Genomic DNA, 24,043 nt, shown 5'->3' with positions numbered 1-24,043 from the left:
GGGTCGTATTTCTGTCGTCACTTCGCGGCGACGGGTAGGAACGCTCGCGACCTGTTCGGCAGAAATCCCATGTGTTCTTGCCTCCCTGTCGAATCGGGTTGCCGAAAGATCAACTTACCGGACCTCGGTGTTCGAATGCGGGACGGCGAGCGAATTGAATCGATCCGGCTCAGCAGGGAACCGAAAGCGGGCCCCTTGCGTCCAAAAAGACATGAGCGAGATCGAGTACGTGTTCGGGACGGGTGACGGCACGGTTCATGGCTGGTCCAGCCAGACGGATTTGGAGCTGTCGGGCCCCGGCGTCGCCGATGCACTGCAACTGGATTTCGACGGTGACGGCCTTGCCGATGACGCACTATGGGATTCCCACGGCGCCGGCATCGCCGATGTGGCGGCGCTGGATCTGGACGATGATGGCGTCCTGGATCATTTCTATACCGACCCCTCCGGCCTCGGCACGTGGAATCACCTGGTCACCGGCTCCGCGTCCGATGCGGGCAGCGAGCAGCTCGATTGGATCGCGCGCACCGGCCCGGCGCCGGACCATGATGTCGGCGCGGGAATCGGCACAGCACCAGCGGAATCCGATGCGCCGCTCGGCTATCCGTCGACGTTCGCCGACCGGTTGGTGCCGCTGGATCAGATCGGCGCATTACCCAACCAACGCGCCGCAACGGGCGACCATCCAGCCGAACAGCTCAATGTCGAAGGGGGAGTCGGCGAGTCGTCAGATGGTCGTGCGTCTGCGCCGTGAATTGAGCGCGATGGCCGCTATTCCGGCGCAATATATTCCGGCACCCGCAATCACGACGGCAAGCGAGCGTCCGTCGGCCGGGATCACCAGCGCCGTGATCGCGATCGCCAGGACGAAGGCAATGTTGAAGACCGTGTCCTGCAACGCGAATACCTGGCCGCGCCGCGTGTCATCAATATCGATCTGCATCGTCGCGTCACCGGTCAATTTGATCGTCTGCCCTGCCAATCCGAACAGAAAAGCACCGACGAGCAGCAATTGATGCGCCCGGTGCGCGCCGGGACCGGCCTCGGCGACCGCAGTGGGAGTAACAAACACCAATTGGACCAGCGTCGCTGTCAGCAGCCCGGCGATCACTGTTCGTGGCCGGCCGAGCCGAGGTATCAGCCATGGCGCCACGATCGCGGCGACCAGCATGCCCGCCGCGGCCGCACCGATGGCAAGCCCGAACCGCGTCAGCCCATTGTTCATGGTGCTGCCGTCGGCCGGGGCCTGACGCAGCACCAGCACCATGATCAGCGTGTTGGTGCCGAACACGATCCGGTGCGCGCCGATACCGAGCATCGCGGTGGTGACATGCACCGATCCCCAAACTGCTGCGGCACCGTGGCGCAGGCCGGTGGCGATCGCCCGCACCGCGCTCTCCTCGGCCGTGCTCTTCCGCTCCGGGCCGAGCACCCTGGCGGCGAACCTGGCCGCGAGGACCGCACCCACGATCGACCAGACGCCGCTGATCGCCACCGCGAGCGCTGAAGCAGCATCGCCCGCACCGATCAGTCCGATGATCGACACCGATGCCGCGGCGCCGACGCCCGCGCACGCCGAAGCGACCGTCGCGAGCACCGAATTTGCGGCAACCAGCCAGTGCTGGTCCAGCACCCGAGGCAGCGCCGCCGACACACCGGACAGCACGAATCTGCTGATCCCGACCACCGCAAGCGCAAGCAGCAGTAGCGGTTTCGCACCCGCACCCGCCAACAGCCCGATGCTCACCGCGCCGATCAGGACCGCTCGCAGCACATTGGCCACCAGCAATACCGCGCGTCGATCCCACCGATCGAGCAGCGCCCCGGCATACGGGCCGATCAGGGAGTACGGCAGCAGCAACACCGCGAAGGCGGCCGCGATCGCAAGCGGATCGGTTTCCCGCTCGGGATTGAACAGAATCGCCCCCGACAGCGCCGCCTGAAACATGCCGTCACCGAACTGCCCGGTGAAACGCACCATCGCCAGCCGCAGCACACCGGGGCTTTCACGCAGCGCGCTCCGCAGCGAAACGTGCCGCTCATCCGCAGGTATGGAGCTCTCGGAGCGACCAATAGACACGCCGCGAGGCTACTGTGTTTGATTTGTGGCGCCTTCGGCGCCGCGTGTTCGCTGTGTTTTTTGGCAGCGCCTGCGGCGCTGCGTGTTCGCTGTGTTTTTTGGCCGCGGCTGCGCCGCGAACTCTAGTGCTCGGTCTCGCTTCGCTCGGAAGGCATCTTCGTGCCGAGTGGGTGTGTTGGTAGCTGAGCTTGCGACTTTGGTTTGGGCGCTTCGGCGGCTGTGGAGGTGGGATGCGCCGTGAACTCTGGTGCTCGGTGTCGCTTTGCTCGGAAGGCATCTTCGTGCTGAGCGGGTGTGTTGGTAACTGAGCTTGCGACTTCGACGGATGGTCTTGGGCTGCTGTGCGGGTCGGACGCCGCTGCGAACCCTGGTGCCAGGTCCTTGTTGCGCTCGGAAGGTGCCATCACGCCGAGAAGGTGCGTCGGTGCGGATAGTTGCGCCTTCGGCGCATGCGCTTCGACGACTCGGAAGCGAGACAGGCCGCCAAACCTAGTGCTCGATCTCGCAGCGCTCGAAAGACCTCATCGTGCCGAGCGGGTGCGTCGGTAACCGAGTTTGCGACTTCGGTGAACAGTCTTGGGCTGTTGTGCGGGATGGGACGGCCGAGAACGCTGGTGCTGGGTCTCGCTTTGCTCGGAAGGTGTCATTGTGCCGAGTGGGTGTGCTGGTAGCTGAGCTTGCGACTTTGGTGGCGTGCCGCAGCTGTCGTGGGTGGGACCGGTTGCGAAAGTCTGGGGCTCGCTGCGCGGAAGGTGTGATCGTGCGGAGGGGCGTGTCGGTGGCGAGCTTGCGGCTGTTTCGGTTGTGCTGCGGCTGGCTCGGTCGGGGATCTTGCTGCGCTCGCGAGGGGTGTCGTCGGGAGGGTTGTGGGTGGTGCTCTCGGGGTGACGTTGGAGGCACTTGTCGTGTGAGTTGGTTGTGAACGGACGCGGGTAAGAGTCGTCAGTTGGGTGCGGTCAGGAGATGTCGACGAGCATGCTGACTGTTTTTCGCATGTCGGGCGCCATCGGGAGGGTGGGGAGGGCGGTGGCGTCGATCCAGGCGAAGGCGTCGTGTTCGCCGGGGGCAAGGGCCACCTCGCCGGGTTCTACCTCCGCCACGAAGCTGTATTTGCGGACCCTGGCCTTGGTTCGGGTGGCGTAGTCGAACCCGCCGAGGAAATCGGTGATGCTGCGTACGCGCAGGCCGGTCTCCTCGAACAGCTCCCGCGCCACGCATTCGGCGAAGGTTTCCCCGGATTCGACTCCGCCGCCGGGCAGTTCGTACATGCCGCCGCGGTAGTCGTCCGGGACCCGGCGCACCAGCAGGAGTTTGTGGTCGCGGAACACGGCGACGCCGACGACGAAATCGGAGATGTCGTCGCGGCGCGCCTCGTCGCGCAGCTGCCGCTCGATGTCGGCGAGCGCTTCGGGTCGCATCTGGTTCTCACCTCCGGTTCCGTTGCGGCACATCATGTTATGAAGGCGACCTCCGGCGGTGGGATGCGCTGCTCCGGTGTCGAGCCGGTCGGCCCAACGAGGCGACCTACCGATCGGTTCTGCTCGCCTGCCGTTCACCCGCTGGTCGCTCGCGTAAAATGCCGAGTGCAGGACAATTTACTAGGAATTCGGAGTACCGCGACTGAAGTGCTCCTACCCTGAAAGGTGATCGGTGCACGGTCCCGAGAGGAGGACCATGATGTCCACACTCACGACACCACACATCGATGTCCATCGTGGCGGCGACCGCATGAAAACGCGCGTGTCCTGGCTCGATTCGAAGCACTCGTTCTCCTTCGGTGAGCACTACGACCCCGACAACACCCATCACGGCCTGCTACTCGTCAATAACGAGGACATTGTTTCCCCCGGTCAGGGGTTCGATACCCATCCGCATCGGGACATGGAAATCGTCACCTGGGTGCTCGACGGCAGCCTGGTGCACCAGGATTCGCTCGGCCACAGCGGCATCATCTACCCCGGTCTCGCGCAGCGGATGAGTGCGGGCACCGGCATTCTGCACTCGGAGAAGAACGACTCCTGGCGGCTGGACGGCAACAGCGCCGAACACGACGAGCCTGTGCATTTCGTGCAGATGTGGGTGGTTCCGGACGAGCCGGGGCTGACGCCGGGCTACCAGCAACTCGAGATCGACGACGAACTGGCCGCCGGCCGTCTGGTGACGGTGGCCTCCGGGCTGGCGCGCTACCGCGACAAGACCGCCATTGCGATCGCGAGCAGTCATTCCGCGCTGCATGTGGCCAGAATGGCGGGATCGGAGCCGGACGACACCGAGCAAACGATCGACCTACCCGACGCGCCCTACCTGCATGTGTTCATCGCGCGCGGCGAGGTCGAAATGGAAGGCGTCGGGACACTTTATGAGGGCGACGCCGTGCGCCTGACCAGGTCCGGTGGCCAGCGGGTCATCGCGCGCAGGCCCTCGGAAGTGCTGGTCTGGGAGATGCATGCGCGCCTCGGCGCGCAGTAAGCGGTGGCCTCGCCTTCGCTCGGGCCAAGCGCGGTTGAGGACCGACTTCGTCGGGCGGTGTTCCGGTGAGGCGGTGGCCTCGCCTTCGCTCGGGCCAAGCGCGGTTGAGGACCGACTTCGTCGGGCGGTGTTCCGGTGAGGCGGTGGCCTCGCCTTCGCTCGGGCCAAGCGCGGTTCAGGACCGACTTCGTCGGGCGGTGTTCCGGTGAGGCGGTGGCCTCGCCTTCGCTCGGGCCAAGCGCGGTTCAGGACCGACTTCGTCGGGCGGTGTTCCAGTGAGGCGGCGGCCTCGCCGGTGTTCAACGTCCGAACGGCGTTCGCGGCATTAACATCCCTCAGTAGGGAGCGCGATCAGTAGGGGACTGCCGTGTGCACGCCCCGCGGGACTGAGAGGAAGTCCATGTCGCAACATCCACCGCCTGGTCAGTATCCACCGCCCGGCGAATATCCGCCGCCTGGTCAATATCCGCCACCCGGTCAGTACCCGCCGCCGGGTCCGTACCAGCAGGGGCAGCCGAACTACTGGCAAGAGTCGCCCAAGGGCAAGGGTCTGGCGATTACCGCGCTTGTGCTCGGCATCATCGCCTTCCTGACCTGTTGGACTCTTGTCGGCGGCTACGTCTTCGGCGCCTTCGCGATCATCTTCGGCCTGATCGCGTTCGCGAAGACGCGTTCGGGCACAGCGGGTGGCACCGGCATGGCCGTCACCGGTCTGATCCTCGGTGTGCTGTCGCTGGCCGCCGCGATCCTGTTGTCGATTGTCGGCTGGAGCTTCTTCGTCGACTCCGGCGGCAAGGACTTCCTCGACTGCGTGAACAAGGCGGGCAATGATCAAGCCAAGATCGACCAGTGCACGCGGGACTGGAACCGAACACTGGAGACCAAGTACAGCGTGACCATTACGCCTGCGCCGGTCCCGACCTACTGACGCCGCAGCGCCGTGCAAGCCCGGGTCGCGGCGACGACCTCGGCTAGTTCGGGGCGGAAGTCGCGCTCGGGCGCTGCGATCCAGGTTCGGTAACCGCTGTGTTCGTCCGCGGGTGAGGGCAGCACGATATTGCTGCCCGGCAGCGCGACCGAGGCGCAGACCCGGAACAGGTCGGAGAACAGGGCCATGTCCAGGTACGAATTGTCGGTGGGTCCGGTCAGGAAGGTCCAGCGGCCCGAGCGCGGGTGCGCGATGATCGGGCCGTTGCGCGCGCCGAGGTGGTCGCGCACGTGTTCGCCGAGCACCGCGGGCATGACCACCGCCCCGACCGCCCCGATTTCCAGCATGATGCGCCCGAGCCCGGGATCCACGACACCATAGAGCCCGTGGTCCTTGCGGTAGCTGCGGCAGCGCGTGATGGCTTCTTGGACGGTCGCGAAATCCTGTCCGGGCGACATCGGATGCACACGGGTCTGTCCGATCACTTCGTGGCTATCTGTTGTGCTCATGACGAACCCCGCCTCGATGCTCAGTTGATCGAAATGAAGTGGATCGAAATGATTCGTGGAACGGCCGCTGAAATCGACCCTAGACCTGCACAACATGCTTGACAATAGTCACACGCCGGTAAGTCGACCGGCGTAGCATCGCCTGTCATGGCACCCGTCTCGCCTACCGTTGCCCGCTGGGAACTGGTGCTTCGCCTGCGCGAATTGCGCGAACAACGGGGCTTCGATTCGGCCACCTTCGCCAAACGTGTCGGCTTCACCCCGGCCAATTGGTCGCATGTCGAGAAGGGCAGACGGGTGTTGACCACCAACACCATCGGCCCGGTGCTGGAGCTGCTCGAGGTCGACGCCGAGGAGCGCGAGGAATTGCTCGCCCTGCTCGAGGCCAGCAAGCAGCGCGGTTGGTGGGCGAAGTCTTCCGCGCTGATCGGCCCGGAGTTGCAACGGCTCTATGGCATGGAGTCCGGCGCGCAGAGCATCCGAAGCTATGACAGCCTCGTCGTACCGGGGCTCTTGCAAACCGAGGACTACGCCCGGGCCCTGATCAGCGCCGATGTGATGATCAGGCCGGTGCAGGTCGAGCAGTTGGTCGCCATCAGGATGCGCCGCCAGGAGCGGTTGCGCGGCAAAAACCGCATCGAGTTGACCGCCGTGATCGGCGAGGGCACCCTCCTACAGCAGACCGGCGGACCGAAGGTGCTCTACGGACAGCTGGAGCACTTGGCCGCGCTGATCGAGGAGCTCGACAGCATCGAGGTGCGCGTCATCCCGTTCTCCGCCACCGCGGGCGCGGTGCTCGGCGGCTCGAGTTTCCATCTGATCGACTTCGCGGGCGAGCAACTGCCCACCTTCGGCTGGGCGGAGAGCGCGGTGTTCGGCGGCGCCGTCGACGACCCCGAACAGGTGCGCGATCTGAGCTTCGCGTACGTGCGCGCACTGGAGCAATCGTTGAACCGTGACGAGTCATTGGCCCTGATCAGCCGGTATGCCGGAGTGTAAAATTCTGCCCATGGCCACCACCGCTACCGCCCGGTCGGTTTCTACCGGCTGGTTCACATCGACTCGATCGAACAACGGCAACCAATGCGTCGAGGTCCGGTTCGATGGTGATGCGGTCCTCATCCGAGACAGCAAATACCGCCGCAACCCGGCCAACCGCCCCGCTGAAGAGCCCATCATCACCGTTACTGCCGACGAGTGGACCTCGTTCCTAGACACCATTGTCCGCGGGCGCACACACAGCGATCTAACCGCGAGCACCTCCGCCGACGGGCACACCATGCTCCGCCGCGGCGAAACCACCCTCACTTACACCCCCGAAGAGTGGGACGCCTTCCTCGCCGGCGTTCACGACGGCGAATTCAACCGCATCATTCTGCCCGCATGATCACTCCCCCGGCCGCACCGCGGCCGGGGCAACCCTCCGGCACCCGGTCGCTGCGATCGGCATACTGGAGATCGTGACTTCCGAGCTGACCAGCCCTTCCGGTATCGACCTGTCCTACCTCGACGCGGCCGTGCGGGTGCAAGACGACCTGTTCGCGCACGTCAATGGCGCCTGGCTCGACACACACGAGATACCGGCGGATCGTGCGGTCGACGGCGCCTTCCGAACGTTGTACGACCAGGCCGAACTCGACGTGCAGACGATCATCCAGAACGCGGCGGCATCCGAATCCGAGCCGGGCAGCGATGCCCGCAAGATCGGCGACCTGTACTCGAGCTTCATGGACACCGAGGCTGTGACGGCCGTCGGGCTCGCGCCGATCGTCATCGAGCTCGCGGCGATCAAGGAGGTCGCCGACCGGAGCGCCTTCGCCGCGCTGCTCGGCCGACTGCAGCGCACCGGTGTCGGTGGCGCGCTCGGCTTCTACGTCGACACCGACGACAAGGACTCCAACCGGTATCTGGTGCATGCCTCCCAGTCCGGGATCGGCCTGCCCGACGAGTCCTACTACCGGCAGGACGAATTCGCCGAGATCCGCACCAAGTACATCGCGCATATCGGCCGCATGTTCGCGCTGGCCGCCGCCGATCCACAGCTCGCGGGCCTATTGCCGGACGATCTGGACACCGTCGGGCAGCAGGTGTTCGAGCTGGAGCGCAAGCTCGCGGCCGGGCACTGGGACGTGGTGCGTCGCCGCGACGCCGAACTCGGCTACAACCTGACCACCTTCGACGAGCTGACCACCCAGAATCCTGAATTCGATTGGACCGCATGGACTTCGGCCCTGGCCGAAGACGTCACGGCAACCGGCCCCGAGCTTTTCGCGGAAGTGATTGTGCGGCAGCCGGATTATGTGCGGACCTTCGCGCAGACCTGGGCCGCGGAGTCGACGGCCGACTGGCAGGCCTGGGCCGCATGGCGGGTGATCCGCTCGCGCGCAGCGTATCTCACCGACGCGGTGGTCGAGGAGAGCTTCGACTTTTTCGGGCGTACTCTGACCGGCGCGCAGGAGAACCGGGAACGCTGGAAGCGCGGCGTCTCGCTGGTGCAGGATCTGCTCGGCGAGGCGGTCGGCAAACTGTATGTGGCCGAGCATTTTCCGCCCGAGGCCAAGGCGCGGATGGTGGAGTTGGTTGCCAACCTGCAGGAGGCCTACCGGCGCAATATCGCCGAACTGGATTGGATGGGCCCCGACACCAGGGCGGCCGCGCTGGCCAAGCTGGAGAAGTTCACTCCGAAGATCGGCTACCCGAACAAGTGGCGCGACTACTCCGGCATCGTCATCGATCCCGCCGATCTGGTCGGCAACTACCGGCGCGGCTACGCCGCCGAGCACGACCGCGACCTGAACAAGCTCGGCGGCCCCGTCGACCGCGATGAGTGGTTCATGACCCCACAGATGGTGAACGCCTACTACAACCCCGGCATGAACGAGATCGTCTTCCCCGCAGCCATTCTGCAGCCGCCGTTCTTCGACATGCATGCCGACGACGCCGCCAACTACGGCGGTATCGGCGCGGTGATCGGTCACGAGATCGGGCATGGATTCGACGACCAGGGCGCCAAGTACGACGGCGACGGCAACATGATCGACTGGTGGACCGACGACGACCGCACCGAATTCGGCAAGCGCACCAAGGCATTGATCGATCAGTACAGCGTGCTCTCGCCGAAGGACCTGCCCGACGAGCACACCGTGAACGGCGAGTTCACCATCGGCGAGAACATCGGCGATCTCGGTGGTCTGTCGATCGCACTCGCGGCCTACAAGATTTCGCTGGCGGGTGCCGAGGCCCCGCAGCTCGATGGTCTCACCGGCCTGCAGCGTGTCTTCTTCGGCTGGGCCCAGGTGTGGCGCACCAAGGCCCGCACCGAGGAAGCGATCCGCCGTCTCGCCGTCGACCCGCACTCCCCGCCCGAATTCCGCTGCAACGCCGTGGTTCGCAATATCGACAGCTTCCACGACGCGTTCGATGTCAAGCCGGGTGACAGCCTGTATCTGGACCCGGCCGAGCGCGTCCGGATCTGGTAACTGCTCGACCGAGCCCCTGCATCCCGGGTCAGGCCGGGATGCAGGGGTGCTCCCGATGGTCCGATGTCAGCGCAGGCGCAGCTCGGTGGCGCCGTCGAAGAAGAAGATCTCGTCGAGTTTGGGCCGTAGTCGCAGCTGATCGCCGAGGGCGACCTGGAAGCGCCGGTCCACGCGGGCAACCACCTTGCCGGAGTGGCTGTTCCACTCCTCGGTGATGCCGTGGCTGTAGATGAAGGACTCGGCGCCGAGTTCCTCGAGGAGTTCGGCGGCGACGGCGAGGCTGTCGGGTTCGGTGGTGACTTCCCAGGATTCCGGGCGTACGCCGACGACAACGCGATCGGTCTGCACACTGTGCGGCAAGGGAATTCGCAGGTCGCCGAGCACCGCGGCGTTCTCGCGCACCGGTGCGTCGAGCAAATTCATGCCCGGCGAGCCGATGAAACCGGCGACGAAGGTGTTCACCGGATTGTCGTAGAGTTCGCGCGGCGCAGCGATTTGCTGCAGCTTGCCGTCGCGCAGCACCGCGACCCGGTCACCCATGGTCATCGCCTCGACCTGATCGTGGGTGACGTACACCGTGGTGGTGCCGAGCCGCTTCTGCAGGGCGGCGATCTGAGATCGGGTGCTGACCCGTAGCTTCGCGTCCAGATTGGACAGCGGCTCGTCCATGCAGAACACCTGTGGACGCCGAACGATGGCGCGGCCCATGGCGACTCGCTGGCGCTGGCCGCCGGAGAGTTTCGCGGGCTTGCGGTCGAGCAGCGCTTCCAGCTCCAGCATCTTGGCTGCTTCCTGCACGCGAATCATGGTGTCGGCCCTGCTCATTCCCGCATTGCGCAGGGCGAAGCCCATGTTCTGCGCGACGGTCATATTCGGGTAGAGCGCATAGCTCTGGAACACCATCGCCACATCCCGCGCCCGCGGCGGCAGTCCGGTGACGTCCTTGCCGCCTATCAGGATTCGGCCCGCCTCGACCGACTCCAGTCCGGCGAGCATGCGCAGGCTGGTCGACTTGCCGCAGCCCGACGGGCCGACGAGGACGATGAATTCCCCGTCGGCGATATCGATGTCGAGGCTATCGACAGCAGGCGTCGGCGCACCGGGATACAGATGCGTCACCCCGTCGAAGTGCACTGTTGCCATGCTGTCGATCTCCTTGTGAGATGGCCTGCGCGGTCACGCAGGTTGTTGCCCGGCCGGATGCTCGCGCGTTGTCCGATGGGTGGTTGGCGAAATTACTTGGGCAGCTTCGGTGTGATCTGGCGGTCGATGATCGTCTGCAGCTGGCTGGATACATTGGCGAAAGCCGTTGCCGGGTCCGCGTTCTGCAGACCGATCTGCTCGAGCCCGGTGCCGATGATCTGGTCGCCGCCCGGCACGAACACGCGCGCGTAGTCCTGCGACTTGGTCAGCGGCAGCTGCTCGATGGCGACCTTCGCATTCGGGTTCTTCGCCAGGAAATCCACCTCGCTCGGATCGGCGACGGCCGACTTGCGCACCGGCATGTATCCGGTGCCCTGCGAGAAGTACGCTGTGTTCGCGGCATTGGTGATGAACTCGATGAATTTGAGCGCGTTCACCTTCCGCTGATCGGGAATGCGCGCCGGAATGGCAAGACCCGCACCACCGGTGGTGACGCCGGGGCCGTTCGGGTGCGGCAGGAACGCGGTGCCGAATTCGAGCTTGCCCTCGGCATTCTTCTTGATCCCCTTCAGGTCGCCGGTGGAGGCGATGGTGGAGGCGATCACGCCGGTGCCGAAGTCGACCGCGATCTGCGGCTTGATGCCCGCGTACTTCTTGGTGTGGATCATGTCGCGCAGGAACTGGCCCGCCGCAATGGTTTTGGGGTCGGTGAACTTCAGCGTCCACTGATCGGAATAGGCGCCGCCGAAGGTCCAGTTCGGGCCCTGGAAGGTCCAGGCCAGGTAGTTCTTCGCGTCGCCCCAGCCGTGCGCGAGCTTGCCTTCGCCGACGACCTGCTGCAGCTTGGGGCCCCACTCGTCGAATTCTTGCCAGCTCTGCGGTCCCCGGTCCGGGAGGCCGGCCTTCGACCACACGTCCTTGTTGTAATAGAACAGCGGTGTCGAGCGGGCGTAGGGCAGCGCGTAGTGCTTGCCATTGAACACGTAGTCGGCGACCAGCGAGTCGACGTAGTCGTCCAGCTTGACACCTGCGTCGCCGAAGTGCGCGTCCAGCGGTTCGATGGTGCCGTTGAGGGCGTAGTTGAACCACCAGACATCCGACAGCACAACGACATCCGGCAGGGCGCCGCCGGAGAGCGCCGCATTGAACTTCTGCGACACCTCCTCGTAGTTCTTGCCTGCATCGACCAGGTTGACCTTCAGGTCCGGGTGTTGGGCCTGGAATCGGTTGATCAGCTCGGTCTCGAGTTCCTTCGAGCTGCCAGGGTGGTTCGACCAGAAGGTAATAGTCTTGTCATCGCCGGACTGCTTGCCGCCACCGCCGCTGCCCGCACAGGCGGTGAGCGCCGCGCCCGCGGCGACCGCGCCGGCCAGACCGATGAATCCGCGCCGCGACAGTGCGGGGAATTGTGAAGTGGACACGTGGTTTCTCCTGTATCGGTTAACCCTTGACCGCACCCGAGGTGAGGCCCTTGATCATGTGGCGCTGTAGCAGCAGGAACACCAGCAGAATCGGCAGCATGGTGAGCAGCGTGCCCGCCATCACCGGTCCCCAGTTGGTGACGCTCGGATTCTCGGTGTTCTGCAGCAGGGTGAGGCCGACAGGCAGGGTGGCGACGGTGGTGTCGTCGGCCATCAAGAACGGCCAAAGGTATTCGTTCCACTCGTTGACCAGCGTGACAACGGCGAAGGCAACCATGGTCGGCCCGGACATCGGCAGCACCACCCTGGTGAGTAGTCGCCACCAATTGGCGCCGTCCATCCTGGCCGCCTCGATCACCTCCACGGGCAGCGAGAGGAAGTGGTTGCGCATCAGGAACGTCCCGAAGGCGACGCCGCAGAGCGGAACGATGATGCCCTGGAAGGTGTTTCGCCAGCCCAGCTGGGCGATCAATGCGTAGTTGGAGATCACGGTGATCTGGTTGGGCACCATCAGCGCGGCGATGATGACGAGGAACACCACGTTTTTGCCGGGGAAGCGCAGGAACACCAGCCCATAGGCGCTGAGGATGCCGAGCACGAATTTGACCGCGGCGATCACGCCGGTGACGATCAGCGAGTTGCGCAGGAACGTCCAGAACGGCAGCGCGGTGGTGGCTTCCTCGTAGTTCTCCGGATGCCAGCTGTGCGGCCAGTACACGGCGGGTTGGGTGTAGATGTCCGGGCGCGCCTTGAACGAGGTGATGATGATCCAGAACAGCGGCACGCCGACGATGATCAGCACGCACAGCATGGCGGCGTAGCCGAGCAGCCGTACCAGCCGTTGCCGCGCCTGGTACGAAGACGTGGTCGGTCCGACGTGTTTCACTGCTCGCCTCGATCCATGATCCGCACCTGGATCAGCGTGATGGTCAGCAACACCAGGAACATGATGGTGGCTACGGTCGCGCCGTATCCGGCGCGGAAGTTCCGGAAGGACTCCTCGTAGACCTGGTAGACCATCGTCGTGGTTCCGGTGCCGAGCGGTCCGCCCCGTGTCATCACGTTGATGATGTCGAAGACCTGCAGCGAGTTCAGCAGCACCGTGATGGACAGGAAGAACGTGGTCGGCCGCAGCTGCGGCAGCAGCACCTTGGTGAAGGTGGTCCACCGGCGCGCGCCGTCCATCTCGGCCGCCTCCATCAGATCGGCCCGAGTGCCCTGTAGTGCGGCCAGATAGATGACGAAGGTGTAGCCGAGGTTCTTCCAGATATAGGTCACCGTCACCATGAACATCGCCCAGTGCGGGTCCTGGTAGAAATCCGGCACCTTGTCCACGCCTATGCGGTGCAGCACATCCTGGACCAGGCCGAAGCTGGGATCGAAGATGAACTGGAACGCCACGCCGATGGCGGCGCCGGAGATGACGAACGGCGCGAAGATGGCCGAGCGGACCACGTTGCGGCCGAAGAGTTTACGGTCGAGTAGCAGCGCCAGCGCCAGGCCGATAACCATGCTTCCGACAACGGCGGCCAGGGTGAAAACCACTGTGTTGGTGACGATCTGCCAGGAATCCGACCGGCCCCACCACTCGCGGTAGTTGTCCAACCCGATGTAGGTCACGAAGGGGTCGGAGATGTTCCAGTCGGTAAACGACAGCCGGATGTTGTCCAGCAGTGGTCGATAGACGAACAGCGACAGCAACGCGAGATTCGGTACCAGCAACACGAAGAACAGCGCGTAGTCCTGCCACGGCCGCCCCCGTCCTCCGCGACCTCGGAGTTGCGGGAGCACACGCTCGGGGCTGGTTCGCACAGCGCGCACTCTACGGAAGATAGCAAACGACCGGTTAACATCACCTGTCAACCCGCTGAACTTTCCAACCACCGACCAAGTGAAACAAAAGCCGAACACTACGATCGGACTTTGCCCGAATTGATCGTAGTGTTCGGCTCTCGGTCACCCAGTTGCTGGGCCCATGCCGTGTCGCTAGCTCTACACGTTCCAGTCGCCGAAGCCGTCACTTGCGCTCAGGGTGCCGCCGTTGGTGTTCTGCACGATGACCGGGTCGCCCTTCTTGGTGTTCTCCAGGAACCACTTGGCGTTCTCGGTGCTCACGTTCAGGCAGCCGTGGCTGGCGTTCGAAACACCCTGCTGCGAAACCGACCACGGTGCGGCGTGCACGAAGATGCCGCTGTTGGAGATCCGCGTGGCGTACTCGACCTCGAGCTTGTAGCCCTCGGGATCGGTGATCGGGACGCCGTAGGTGGACGAATCCATCGTCATCTTGCGCAGCTGCTCGCCGACGTAGTACGTGCCGTTCGGGGTCTCGTGCTTGGTCTTGCCCATCGAGGTCGGCATTTCCTGCACGACCTCACCGTTGAGGGTGATCGTGATGGTGTGCGTGGTGTCGTCGGCGGTGCTGACCAACGCGTCGCCGATGCGGAAGGCGCTGCGGGTGTCGCCCGCCTGCACGGTCACGTCGGTGTTGGCCGGCCAGAAGTCGTTCGGCCGCCAGCGCACCTGCTTGTCGTTGACCCAGCGGAAGTGGCCGGGCGCCGGAGTCGACGAGGTGACCTTGATGGCCTTCTCGGCGGTGGCGTGATCGGTGACCGGGTCGGTGAAGTTGATGATGATCGGCTGCGCGACGCCGACGGTCTCGCCGTCGGCGATGTTGATCGACGGCGGTGCGAAGTTCGCCTTCGGCGTCTGATCGGTGGCTGCGGGGGAGGAGGAGCCGGAGCCTCCGGGCAGCGGCGCGGCCTGGGCGGGCGCGACCAGCGCGGCGCCGACCGTCGCGATCGCCGCGGACAACAGGACGCCCTGCCGGATCCGGCGGGCTAGCTGCGCTCCCCGGTGTGCAGATGGCAACGACCTGGTGTGCAAAGCGACATGCATAGGTTTCTCGTCCATTCCATTTCTCATCCGCCGGTAGCGAGCGAGATCTTTCATAGGCGCGGAGCCTCTGGAGGCACCCCACGAATGTGTTGCGGAACCAGTGACATGGCCCCGCGGATGAAGCGCGGAGCCCATGACGCGGCCCCGCGGGCATTTGACGCACCCGCCCCTGACGTCCATTCCTACCGTCGGGCGCGGCTCGGGGCCACCCGCTTTTCACTTTGATTCGGTCAAAGTGTTCAATGTGGCGTGCGACACAGATGTTGTTGGCGATCACCAACTTTCGCGAAAGTCGCCGGTCACAGCGGCGAGTCTCGATGCGGATGTGGAGCCGACCGTGTGGACGGTTGTAGCTGACACCAAACGGGTTCGTGATGTAAATCACGCCACAACCTCGAAGGGGATCGACCGCCGAGGACCGGTCGCGATGTTGTGTGGCACCGACAGCGGCGCCCGTCCACGCGCATAGCGCGGCGCCAGTCGCAGCCGAACCCGGCCGAGGATTGTCGCCAGCACGATCCGAAGTTCGTAGTCGGCCAACGATGCGCCGATGCAGCGCCGGTGGCCGCCGCCGAACGGTGCGAACTCGAACGGCCCGTACCGGCGCTCGAGGAATCGCTCGGGCCGGAACTGCTCGGGCTCCGCCCACACCCGGGGCTCGGAATGCAGCAGCGGCACCGCGATGCCCATGGTGTCGCCGGCCGCCAGTGGGACTCCGAGCAGCGAGAACGGCGCAGTGACCCGGCGCAGCACGATCGGCACCGTGGGATGCAGACGCAGCGTTTCCTGGCACACGGCGTCGAGATAGGGCAGACCCGCCAGCTCCAGTGGTGTTGCCTCGGGGCCTGCGGCCTGTATTTCCGCGCGCAGCCGTCCCAAGGCCGCTGGTTGCCGATGCAGATGGAACAGTGCCCACACCAGCGTGGTCGCGGTGGTCTCGTGCCCCGCGACCAGCAGGGTGCGCAGCTGGTCACATAGATCGGCGTCGGAGATCGCGGTGCCGTCGTCATAGCACGTTGTCAGCAGCATTCCGAGGATGTCGGCCGATCGGCTCGCCTCGTTCTTGCGCCTGGCGATATCGGCCAGGATCAGTGCGTCGAGCCGGTCGCGCGCCGCGACGAACCGATCCCACGGCGCCTGTCCGAACAGTCCGTGGCGCAGCACCGGCAGCAGCATCAGCGGCCCGGAAAACGCGGCGAGGAATTCGGCGACCGCGCTGGTGTACGCGGCCCGCTGCTCGTGGCTGTCCACTCCGAAGACGGCCTCCAGGATGACCCGCAGCGTGATGGCCCGCGCGGCCGCCCGTGAGTCGATGCGCGTGCCCGGCCGCCAGGCCGGGCCGGATCCTGCTGTGTCACCGGATATTTCGGCCAGCGCCGAATCGCGGATGAGCTCACTGTAGGCACGGATGCGGGCGCTGTGGAAGGCGGGCGCGAGCAAGGTCCGGTCCTGCCGGTGCCGCTCGCCCGCGACGAGGATGAGCGACGCGCTGCCGACCAGCGGTTCGATCGGATTGGGCCGCGGCGGTTCGAGCAGGTCGGGCGGTGCGCGAAACATCTCGCGGGCGCCCTCGGGCGTTCCGGTGAACAGGACCGAACCGAGGCCGGGAAAGCGCACGAAGAACGGATCTCCCTCGTGCGCGCGGCGCCAGCGGAAGTACCGCTCGAAATCGATGCCCGCCGCAAGTGCGTGTGCGACCACCAGCCTCGGTGCCCGTGGGACATCCGGTGCTGGTTCGTCCTCACCATGCGACGGACCGACGTTCATACCTATAGGTACGAACTCATCGGCTTCGCGGTTCGACGCCGCGGCATCAGTCCGGCGGCTCGATCGGATCGACGGCGACCTGCGTGGCCTGTCGATATTTGCGCACGATGTTGCTTGCGATGGCCGCGACCTTCGCGAGCCGGGCGTCACCGAGCGCGGTGACGGCATTGCCGAGCCGGTTGGTGACGAAGGCGATCGACATGCCGAGCAAGGGATCGGCGTAAGCGCCGGAGCCACCGATGCCATAGTGCCCGAAGGCGTTTCGCGGCTGCTGTTTGGACATCAGCACCGGACGGTGATAGCCGAGGGTGAAGCGCAGCGGGAATCCGAGCACGTAGTCGCGGTTTTCGGACGGCTGCACCTGATTGATGGTTTCGATCGTCTCCGGCTTCAGGAGCTGCACGGTTTCGATCCCCTGCGTGCCGTGATCCACCTCGACCCGCCCGCCATTGGCGAGCGCACCGTACATCTCGGCCAGTGCGCGTGCCGAGAACACGCCGTTCCATCCCGGCATCACCGCATCGTGCACCCGAGGATCGCGGACCAGCTCATCGAAGCTCTCGGGCATGCCCGCCTCGGCGAGTCCGCGGATCGGCCGCACCCACGACAGCACCGAAGATGCGGTGTTCCAGCGGATTCCGGGCGGACTCAGGTGCGGAAAGATCTTCGCGATCCGGTAGCGTTCGGATTCCGGTACTCGGAACCAGAATTCATCTCTGCCGAGCGGTACGGCGATCTCCCTGCGCAGCACGTCGGTGAACGGATCACCGGTCACCCGCTGCACGATCTCGGCAACCAGCCACCCGAAGGTGATCGCGTGATAGCCGGAGGAGCGGATGCGGCGCGGGTCGGCCGGACTTTCGGCGAGGGCCCGCACCACCGCGTCGTAGTCGAGGATGCCTTCGCGGCCGGGCACCAGCCCCCGCACCCGGTGCAGCCCGGCCCGGTGCGACAGCACATCGCGCACCGTGATGTCGGCTTTACCGTGTGCGGCGAACTCCGGCCAGTAATCGGCCACCGGTGCGTCGTAGTCGATGAGGCCGCGTTCGGCCAGCCGGTGCACCACAGTGGAGGCGACACCCTTGCCGGTGGAGAAGGTGAGTGCCACGTTGCCGCCGTTCCAGCGGCGATCCTTGGCCGCCCACCCGGCCCAGATATCGACGACGGGCCGGCCGTCGAGATAGATCGCGAGGGCGCCGCCGCCGCGGTTGGGTTGGGTGAACATGCCGAAGAAGTGGTCGGCCAACCGGACGAACCTCGGGTCGACGAGCATTTCCCGGGGCGCTGCCAGTCGCCTGCCGGATGGTTGGAAGGCAGAAACCATGCCTCGCACCTCCTGACCTGGGGACGGCCGAAGCGGGCACGAACTCAGCGGCCGGACGTTCAGCCTATCGCGGCTGGTGCGGTTTGCCAGCGACCGAACGGAGTTGCCAGGCAGGTGGCGCCGGTCGCCGAACTCCAGGCGAGTGCCGCCGATCCGAGGCAGACCACGGCGTTGTCCGTGGATTCGACACCGGCGCGCGATCCGTCCAAGGCGATCGACACCGCGAGGATCGGCGCGCCCGCGCCGCGCCCGCCAGGATCGGAAATCGAGGTCAGGGCCAGCGCATCCCTGCCGATTCCGATCGCGATCGGAATCCCGCCTGCCCCTTCGCTCGCGCCGACGCCACCGGCGGCGCCGATCCCGAACGCGATTGCGCCGAAGGTCGCCTTCGCGTAGCCGACGCCGTCGTACCCCGCGGCGCGGGCTCGGCCGGAGGTGTCGCTCGCGGCCCGGCATGCGGCGCGTCCATCGATGACGGTGATGTCGATTCCCTGGTCCGATGAGCAGTACACATCGGTTGCTGAGGCCACTGCCGGCAGCAGTAAGGAGGTGCCCATCGTGGCGGTCGTGCAGACGATTGTGCTGATCAGCTTCACGGACAACTCCTTTCACATGGGAATTCCCACCATACTCAGATCGGTTGCTGGGAATGCGATTCCGCTGGTGGGTCGCGGCGTCATACCGCGGGTACCGACCAGGCGCCGTGTCGTCTTCGACTCGACGTGCGCGCCGCGCATGGTGTATGCATGGCGTGGTATTTCAAGCTCTGCATTATCAACTTCGGATTCTGACGGGGGTGTGAGTTCGGAGCGTTACAGCTCGGGAGGACTGTTACGTGTCTGGTCGACTTCACTCGGGGCGGCTGGCGGTTGCCGCCGTCGCGGCGGTTGCCGCTGTTGCCGCGATCTTTGTGGCGGGATGTGGCTCCACTATCAGTGGCTCCGCACAGCCTGCGATGAACAATGGAACGGTCGATGCGCTATCGACAACAAGCACTCCGAAGACCTCGTTGGGCAGGCCCACCTCGGGCAAGCCGACGCCGACTTCGGCGGACCGCGGCGGCAGCACCGACTTCGAGGCCAACGTCGGTGACTGCGTGACCCTGGGCGGCACGGTGGCCGACGCCACCATCGCCAAGGCGTCCTGCGGCAGCCGGGCATCGAACTACAAGGTCGTCGGCAAGGCTCCGAACAACAGCCAGTGCATCAGCGACCGCGACAACTACTATGCGGAAACTCTGAACGGCATCGAGCGGGGCGCGCTCTGTCTCGATATCGACTGGGTCGTCGGCGGTTGTATGGATGTCGGCGGCGAGGATCCCAAGCGCATCGACTGCACCGAGCGCGGCACCCAACGCGTGAAGGTGACCAACATCCAGCAGAACGCCGACGATGCGGGCGCCTGCAGCAGCGGCACCGGATTCACCTACCCGGTCAGGCATTTCGTGGTCTGCGTTCAGGAGCTCTGAACCAGCAGGTATCCCCAGCAGCGGTCACCGGCGGATTCCTGGCCCTGCGGCTAGGTTGGGTGGGTGAGCACCCTGGAACTTCCCCGCTTACATTCGGCCAAGGGCCGCTGGATCCTGCTGGCCACTATCCTCGGGTCGTCGGTGGCCTCGCTCGATGCCACCGTCGTCAACATCGCGTTGCCGCGCATCGGTGAGTCGTTGAACACCGATGTCGCCGGCCTGCAGTGGACGCTCAACGGCTACACGCTCACGCTCGCGTCGTTCATCCTGCTCGGCGGATCGCTCGGTGATCGCCTCGGCCGCCGCAAGGTCTTCGTCTGGGGCACCATCGGTTTCGCCATCGCCTCGGTGCTGTGCGGTGCCGCGGTGAACATCGAGATGCTGGTCTTCGCCCGCATCCTGCAGGGTGTGGCGGGCGCCATGCTGACGCCGGGCAGCCTGGCGCTGATCTCCTCGTCCATCGATCAGCGCGACCAGGGTGCGGCGATCGGGCTGTGGTCGGGGTTCGGCGGCGTCGCCGGTGCGCTCGGCCCGTTCCTCGGTGGCTGGCTGATCGACGTGGCGGGCTGGCAGTCCATCTTCTTCATCAATGTGCCGCTCGCACTGGTCGTCGTGCTGGTCGCGCTGCGGCATGTGCCGGAAAGTCACGATCCGAATGCCGCCGCGCGCCTGGATATACCGGGAGCGGTGGTGGTCGCGCTGGCGCTGGGCGCGCTGACCTTCGGTTTGATCGACGAGATGCCGCTGCTCGTTGTCGCGGGCCTGCTGCTGCTTGCGCTGTTCGTGGTCATCGAAGTGCGTAGTGATCATCCGTTGGTGCCGCCGTCGCTGTTCACCGGGTCGATGACGCGGGAAGCGAGTGCTGCGCAAGCTGTCGCGTCCGGGCCGTTCCCTTCCGGCGGGCGGGTGTTCACCGCGGCGAATCTGGTCACGCTCGCGGTCTACGCCGCCCTCGGCGGCGTCTTCTTCCTCCTGGTCATGCAGTTGCAGCTGGTGGCCGGATACTCGCCATTGATGTCGGGCGTCGCCACCGTCCCCGTCACGCTGATCATGCTGGTGCTCTCGGCGCCCGCGGGCCGATGGGCCCAGGTACACGGTCCGCGCATCCCGATGACGGCCGGACCGCTGCTCGCGGGCGGTGGGCTGGTGCTGTTGCTGCGCATCGGGCCGGACACCACGTATGTGACCGACGTGCTGCCCGGCGTGCTGTTGTTCGGCCTCGGCCTGTCGGTGCTCGTCGCCCCGCTCACCGGTGCGGTGCTCGGTGCGGTGCCCGCCAGTGAGGCCGGTATCGCCTCCGGTGTGAACAATGCCGTCGCCCGCACCGCTCAGCTGCTCGCCGTCGCCGCGCTGCCCGGGCTGGCCGGGATCTCCGGATCGCTCAGCGACCCGGTCGAATTCGATCGCGGGTTCGGTGTCGCCATGTGGATCTGTGTCGGCCTGCTGGTGGTGGGCGCGCTGCTGGCCGCGTTGCTGTTGCGGCAGCCGCGCCATACACCGTTGCTGGACAACGTCGACTGCATGCCGCAGTGCGGAATGTCGGGTCCCGCGGTGGCGCCCGCCGTGCACGAAGCGGCCGTCAACGAAAAATGAGCGGGCCGCACGGCCCGCTCATTTTTTCCGACAGCGTTGGATCAGATCGGGTTGAAGCCCGCGCCGATGTCGCCACGTGCGTTGATGTCACCCATGATCGAGCTCATGTTGGTGCCGACCTCGGGTCCGAAGCAGGCGATGGCGAGGTAGGCGTTCACCATGCCGACCAGCGTGGTGCCGACGACGACCGGCGCGCCGGAATCGCCTTCCACCACACACATTTGCGACCAGGTCTCCATATTCGACCCGAAGACATCGCCCCAGGAGATCCCGCAGGTGTTGCCGGTGGTCCGGCCTTCCTTGCAGACGATCATCGGGAACCGGGCCGGGCCGCCGATCCCGGTGATGGTCACGTTGCCGATGCGGTTCACCGGGGTGATCTTGCCCGGCTGGAACTCGATGATGGCGTAGTCGAGATCGTGGTTGGAGTAGACGAACCGGCCGATCTGGCCTGCGCCGCGGTCTGCCTCGGCGTACACCTGAGCGCCCGGGTCGCCGCAGTGCCCGGCGGTGAGGCCGACAAGTCGACCGGCGCCGTCGTAACCCACTGTGGTGACTGTGCATTCGAACTGATTGTCGATGATGATCCCCGAACCACCGCCCACGACCGGCGGGGCGGGTGCCGCGTCCGCTGCCCCTGCGCCCGTCCCGAGCAGCGCCGCACCAAGAGCTACGGCGAAGGCGGCGTTGGCCACCTTGGCGAGTTTGCTGAACATGTCCCTCCAGAGGTCGGAAATCCGCACGATATCAATCTGTCGCACCCATCGTGTCAGTATTCGGCCCCGGGCGCGTCATGTACCGGCCATGGCCGGGGGTGGTGCAGTGGCCACCTCATTTTTCGACATTTCGGGTCTAGCGTCTCTTACTACCGTAATAGCAGTCTTCTATAAGTAACACTGTTTGCGCATCGAGTTTGTGTTTCGGTGACAAGTTCGTTGTGTCATGTCCGGTGCTCCGAAACAAATGCGATTTTCGATGAATATATTCCTCGTAATTGCGTCGAGATACTGAACATGACGCTGATCTGCGCAGGTGAACTGTAACTTGTTCTAGAAGATGGACGGTTAACTTTGGGCCCCGCACCAACGTCCGTGCCGCGTCTCATAGCTTTTCGCGAACAGTGACACGCGCCTATGACTGCAATCACATGACGATGGTGTGTTCTGCACTACTCCGTAGTAAGGTGCGTCAAGCAAAGCAAGTCGTCGGGGTTTGGTTTCCGGCGTCGAGAGGGGTTAGCCAGTGCAGTCGACCGAGAGTCCACCGTCGGAGTCACGGATGAGTGATGCGGTTGATTGGGTAAAAGGCTACTGGCAAGACCATCCGAAGCGGTCACTCGAGACCTTCGGCAGGCAGATCACCATGGGATTCGCCGCCGTTGCCGAGCTGTTCATCGCGATATTCCGACGCCGCTTTCCCTACAAAGAGTTCATCAAGCAGTGTGCTTTCATGTCGAGCGTCGCTGCGGCGCCGACGCTGTTGGTCGCCATCCCGATCGGTGTCATCGTTTCCATTCAGGTCGGCGCGGTCGCCGGCCAGGTCGGCGCGACCTCCTTCATCGGCGCGGCCAATGGTCTCGGCATCATCCAGCAAGGCGCACCGCTGGTCACCTCGCTGATGATCGCGGGCGCTGTCGGTTCGGCGATCTGCGCGGATCTCGGCTCGCGCACCATCCGCGAGGAGATCGACGCGATGCGGGTGATGGGCGTCGATCCGCTGCGCCGCCTGGTCGCCCCTCGGCTCGGTGCTGCCATGTTGGTCAGTGTGCTGCTCTGCGGTTTCGTTGTTTTCGTCGGATTCTTGACCGGCTACATTTTCAATATTTTCGCACAGAACGGTACGCCCGGTTCTTACGTCGGCACCTTCTCCTCGTTCGCGGTGACCATCGATCTCCTTGTGGCACTGGTGAAATCGCTGATCTTCGGGTTGCTCGCGGCCATCATCGCCTGCGATACCGGGCTCAATACCCGTGGCGGCCCGGGCGGAGTGGCGAACTCGGTGAACTCCGCGGTGGTCAGCTCCGCGATCATGTTGTTCGGAGTGAACCTCATCATCACCCAGATCTACAACGTACTTCTCCCCCCACAGGTGGTCTGAGCCGGTGTCATCAACTTATGTGCCGCCGCTGCTGCGGCCACTTCAGCAATTGAAGAAGTCCGCGCAGGCGCCGGTAAATATGGTCGCGCGCCTGGGGCATCAGGTGTTCTTTTTCCTACGGTCGATCGCGTCGATCCCGACGGCGCTCAAGCAGTATCCGAAGGAAGTGTGGCGGCTGCTCTCGGATGTCACCTGGGGCAACGGCAGCCTGGTCGTCGGCGGCGGCACCATCGGCGTCGTGCTGATCCTCAGCGCGTTCGGCGGCATGACGGTCGGCATCCAGGGCTACACCTCGCTGAATCTGCTCGGCCTCAGCCCGATCACCGGCGCCATCTCGGCCTTCGCCACCACCCGAGAACTGGGACCGCTGTTGGCGGCCTTGGCATTTGCCGCACAGGCAGGCTGTCGATTCACCGCGCAGCTGGGTGCGATGCGCATCTCCGAGGAGATCGATGCGCTCGACTCCATCGCCATCAAGCCGCTGCCCTACCTGGTGAGCACTCGGATGTTCGCGGCGATGGTCGCCATCGTCCCGCTGTACTGCCTCGGCCTTTCCATGGCCTACATCTCGTGTTCGCTGACCGTGCAGCTGATCGGTGGCACATCGAGCGGCACCTACGCGCACTACTTCTATCAGTTCCTCATACCGACGGACGTGCTCTACTCATTGGCCAAGGCCATGCTGTTCGTCGCGATCACCACGTTCATCCAGTGCTACTACGGCTTCTTCGCCTCCGGCGGACCGGAAGGTGTGGGTGTCGCGGCAGGCCGGGCGATCAAGATGTGCATCATCGTGGTGGTGTTCGCGGACCTGTTCATGACGTTGGCGATCTGGGGCGTCAACCCCGGCATCCGGATTTCTGGGTAGGG

Annotated in this window: 23 protein-coding genes; 10 read left to right on the top strand and 13 right to left on the bottom strand. The window is 65.0% G+C overall.

Annotated features, from left to right (window positions below):
• Window positions 1-211 precede the first annotated feature (211 nt).
• The gene (locus OHA42_RS04630; RefSeq protein ID WP_406234833.1) at window positions 212-754 is read left to right on the top strand and encodes a hypothetical protein; all 543 of its coding nucleotides are present in this window, start codon (window positions 212-214) and stop codon (window positions 752-754) included.
• Here OHA42_RS04630 and OHA42_RS04625 read toward each other — a convergent pair.
• Together OHA42_RS04625 and OHA42_RS04620 are read right to left on the bottom strand one after the other, a co-directional pair.
• Window positions 728-2,074: an MFS transporter gene (locus tag OHA42_RS04625; RefSeq protein ID WP_406239090.1), complete on the bottom strand. Its 1,347-nt coding sequence runs from the start codon at window positions 2,072-2,074 to the stop codon at window positions 728-730. The genes OHA42_RS04630 and OHA42_RS04625 overlap by 27 nt on opposite strands.
• A 962-nt stretch (window positions 2,075-3,036) precedes the next feature.
• The gene (locus tag OHA42_RS04620; protein WP_406234832.1) at window positions 3,037-3,498 is read right to left on the bottom strand and encodes an NUDIX hydrolase; all 462 of its coding nucleotides are present in this window, start codon (window positions 3,496-3,498) and stop codon (window positions 3,037-3,039) included.
• A gap of 259 nt (window positions 3,499-3,757) precedes the next feature.
• On the opposite strand from OHA42_RS04620, the gene OHA42_RS04615 reads away from it, so the two are divergent.
• Both OHA42_RS04615 and OHA42_RS04610 read left to right on the top strand, forming a co-directional pair.
• Window positions 3,758-4,549, top strand: coding sequence for a pirin family protein (locus OHA42_RS04615; RefSeq protein WP_406239088.1), 792 nt, complete (start codon window positions 3,758-3,760; stop codon window positions 4,547-4,549).
• Window positions 4,550-4,949: 400 nt separating this feature from the next.
• Entirely contained in the window at window positions 4,950-5,477 is a 528-nt protein-coding gene (locus OHA42_RS04610) for a DUF4190 domain-containing protein (protein WP_406234830.1), read from the top strand.
• On the opposite strand, the gene OHA42_RS04605 is transcribed toward OHA42_RS04610, so the two are convergent.
• Window positions 5,471-5,986, bottom strand: coding sequence for a hypothetical protein (locus OHA42_RS04605; RefSeq protein ID WP_406234829.1), 516 nt, complete (start codon window positions 5,984-5,986; stop codon window positions 5,471-5,473). The genes OHA42_RS04610 and OHA42_RS04605 overlap by 7 nt on opposite strands.
• Before the next feature lie 147 nt (window positions 5,987-6,133).
• On the opposite strand from OHA42_RS04605, the gene OHA42_RS04600 reads away from it, so the two are divergent.
• From OHA42_RS04600 to OHA42_RS04590, 3 genes are all read left to right on the top strand, one after another.
• Window positions 6,134-6,985, top strand: a complete 852-nt coding sequence (locus OHA42_RS04600) for a Scr1 family TA system antitoxin-like transcriptional regulator (RefSeq protein WP_406234827.1) — start codon at window positions 6,134-6,136, stop codon at window positions 6,983-6,985.
• Window positions 6,986-6,995: 10 nt separating this feature from the next.
• A complete protein-coding gene (locus OHA42_RS04595; RefSeq protein ID WP_406234825.1) occupies window positions 6,996-7,373 on the top strand; it encodes a DUF397 domain-containing protein in 378 nt (125 codons plus the stop codon).
• A 64-nt stretch (window positions 7,374-7,437) separates the two neighbouring features.
• Window positions 7,438-9,465, top strand: a complete 2,028-nt coding sequence (locus OHA42_RS04590; RefSeq protein WP_406239086.1) for a M13 family metallopeptidase — start codon at window positions 7,438-7,440, stop codon at window positions 9,463-9,465.
• 66 nt (window positions 9,466-9,531) lie between these two features.
• Here OHA42_RS04590 and OHA42_RS04585 read toward each other — a convergent pair whose 3' ends face one another.
• From OHA42_RS04585 to OHA42_RS04545, 9 genes are all read right to left on the bottom strand, one after another.
• Window positions 9,532-10,608 (bottom strand): ABC transporter ATP-binding protein, encoded by a 1,077-nt coding sequence (locus OHA42_RS04585; RefSeq protein WP_406234823.1) that lies wholly within the window; start codon window positions 10,606-10,608, stop codon window positions 9,532-9,534.
• Window positions 10,609-10,700: 92 nt separating this feature from the next.
• Window positions 10,701-12,029, bottom strand: coding sequence for an ABC transporter substrate-binding protein (locus tag OHA42_RS04580; RefSeq protein WP_406234821.1), 1,329 nt, complete (start codon window positions 12,027-12,029; stop codon window positions 10,701-10,703).
• 19 nt (window positions 12,030-12,048) lie between these two features.
• Window positions 12,049-12,840, bottom strand: coding sequence for a carbohydrate ABC transporter permease (locus OHA42_RS04575; protein ID WP_328412548.1), 792 nt, complete (start codon window positions 12,838-12,840; stop codon window positions 12,049-12,051).
• 71 nt (window positions 12,841-12,911) lie between these two features.
• Window positions 12,912-13,841, bottom strand: coding sequence for a carbohydrate ABC transporter permease (locus OHA42_RS04570; RefSeq protein ID WP_406234819.1), 930 nt, complete (start codon window positions 13,839-13,841; stop codon window positions 12,912-12,914).
• 180 nt (window positions 13,842-14,021) lie between these two features.
• Window positions 14,022-14,939 carry an Ig-like domain-containing protein gene (locus OHA42_RS04565; protein ID WP_406234817.1) on the bottom strand — a complete coding sequence of 306 codons (918 nt, stop codon included), beginning with the start codon at window positions 14,937-14,939 and terminating at the stop codon, window positions 14,022-14,024.
• Between the two features lie 366 nt (window positions 14,940-15,305).
• The gene (locus tag OHA42_RS04560; protein WP_406234815.1) at window positions 15,306-16,691 is read right to left on the bottom strand and encodes a cytochrome P450; all 1,386 of its coding nucleotides are present in this window, start codon (window positions 16,689-16,691) and stop codon (window positions 15,306-15,308) included.
• Window positions 16,692-16,737: 46 nt separating this feature from the next.
• Window positions 16,738-18,015: a serine hydrolase domain-containing protein gene (locus OHA42_RS04555; RefSeq protein WP_406234813.1), complete on the bottom strand. Its 1,278-nt coding sequence runs from the start codon at window positions 18,013-18,015 to the stop codon at window positions 16,738-16,740.
• Window positions 18,016-18,074: 59 nt separating this feature from the next.
• Window positions 18,075-18,611, bottom strand: coding sequence for a DUF6764 family protein (locus OHA42_RS04550; RefSeq protein WP_406234811.1), 537 nt, complete (start codon window positions 18,609-18,611; stop codon window positions 18,075-18,077).
• Between the two features lie 253 nt (window positions 18,612-18,864).
• The gene (locus OHA42_RS04545) at window positions 18,865-19,098 is read right to left on the bottom strand and encodes a hypothetical protein (RefSeq protein WP_406234809.1); all 234 of its coding nucleotides are present in this window, start codon (window positions 19,096-19,098) and stop codon (window positions 18,865-18,867) included.
• Between the two features lie 13 nt (window positions 19,099-19,111).
• Between OHA42_RS04545 and OHA42_RS04540 the strand changes: the two genes are divergently transcribed.
• Together OHA42_RS04540 and OHA42_RS04535 are read left to right on the top strand one after the other, a co-directional pair.
• The gene (locus OHA42_RS04540; protein WP_406234808.1) at window positions 19,112-19,483 is read left to right on the top strand and encodes a hypothetical protein; all 372 of its coding nucleotides are present in this window, start codon (window positions 19,112-19,114) and stop codon (window positions 19,481-19,483) included.
• 63 nt (window positions 19,484-19,546) lie between these two features.
• Entirely contained in the window at window positions 19,547-21,076 is a 1,530-nt protein-coding gene (locus tag OHA42_RS04535) for an MFS transporter (protein ID WP_406234806.1), read from the top strand.
• 41 nt (window positions 21,077-21,117) lie between these two features.
• Here OHA42_RS04535 and OHA42_RS04530 read toward each other — a convergent pair whose 3' ends face one another.
• A complete protein-coding gene (locus OHA42_RS04530; protein ID WP_406234805.1) occupies window positions 21,118-21,792 on the bottom strand; it encodes a S1 family peptidase in 675 nt (224 codons plus the stop codon).
• A 562-nt stretch (window positions 21,793-22,354) separates the two neighbouring features.
• On the opposite strand from OHA42_RS04530, the gene OHA42_RS04525 reads away from it, so the two are divergent.
• Entirely contained in the window at window positions 22,355-23,173 is an 819-nt protein-coding gene (locus OHA42_RS04525) for an MlaE family ABC transporter permease (protein ID WP_379072241.1), read from the top strand.
• A 4-nt stretch (window positions 23,174-23,177) separates the two neighbouring features.
• On the top strand, window positions 23,178-24,041 hold the full coding sequence (locus OHA42_RS04520) for an MlaE family ABC transporter permease (protein WP_406234803.1): 864 nt from the start codon (window positions 23,178-23,180) through the stop codon (window positions 24,039-24,041).
• Window positions 24,042-24,043 lie beyond the last annotated feature (2 nt).

This window comes from Nocardia sp. NBC_01009 (assembly GCF_045208035.1).
Classification (GTDB): domain Bacteria; phylum Actinomycetota; class Actinomycetes; order Mycobacteriales; family Mycobacteriaceae; genus Nocardia.
Note: the sequence above shows the minus strand (reverse complement) of the source record. Positions and strands in the feature narration are given on the sequence as shown.

Coding starts and splice junctions, on each gene's coding strand:
- OHA42_RS04530 (WP_406234805.1), bottom strand. CDS start 21,792: ATGTTCAGCAAACTCGCCAAGGTGGCCAACGCCGCCTTCGCCGTAGCT.
- OHA42_RS04595 (WP_406234825.1), top strand. CDS start 6,996: ATGGCCACCACCGCTACCGCCCGGTCGGTTTCTACCGGCTGGTTCACA.
- OHA42_RS04630 (WP_406234833.1), top strand. CDS start 212: ATGAGCGAGATCGAGTACGTGTTCGGGACGGGTGACGGCACGGTTCAT.
- OHA42_RS04605 (WP_406234829.1), bottom strand. CDS start 5,986: ATGAGCACAACAGATAGCCACGAAGTGATCGGACAGACCCGTGTGCAT.
- OHA42_RS04575 (WP_328412548.1), bottom strand. CDS start 12,840: ATGCTGTGCGTGCTGATCATCGTCGGCGTGCCGCTGTTCTGGATCATC.
- OHA42_RS04560 (WP_406234815.1), bottom strand. CDS start 16,691: ATGAACGTCGGTCCGTCGCATGGTGAGGACGAACCAGCACCGGATGTC.
- OHA42_RS04610 (WP_406234830.1), top strand. CDS start 4,950: ATGTCGCAACATCCACCGCCTGGTCAGTATCCACCGCCCGGCGAATAT.
- OHA42_RS04585 (WP_406234823.1), bottom strand. CDS start 10,608: ATGGCAACAGTGCACTTCGACGGGGTGACGCATCTGTATCCCGGTGCG.
- OHA42_RS04620 (WP_406234832.1), bottom strand. CDS start 3,498: ATGCGACCCGAAGCGCTCGCCGACATCGAGCGGCAGCTGCGCGACGAG.
- OHA42_RS04615 (WP_406239088.1), top strand. CDS start 3,758: ATGTCCACACTCACGACACCACACATCGATGTCCATCGTGGCGGCGAC.
- OHA42_RS04600 (WP_406234827.1), top strand. CDS start 6,134: ATGGCACCCGTCTCGCCTACCGTTGCCCGCTGGGAACTGGTGCTTCGC.
- OHA42_RS04565 (WP_406234817.1), bottom strand. CDS start 14,939: ATGGACGAGAAACCTATGCATGTCGCTTTGCACACCAGGTCGTTGCCA.
- OHA42_RS04555 (WP_406234813.1), bottom strand. CDS start 18,015: ATGGTTTCTGCCTTCCAACCATCCGGCAGGCGACTGGCAGCGCCCCGG.
- OHA42_RS04525 (WP_379072241.1), top strand. CDS start 22,355: ATGAGTGATGCGGTTGATTGGGTAAAAGGCTACTGGCAAGACCATCCG.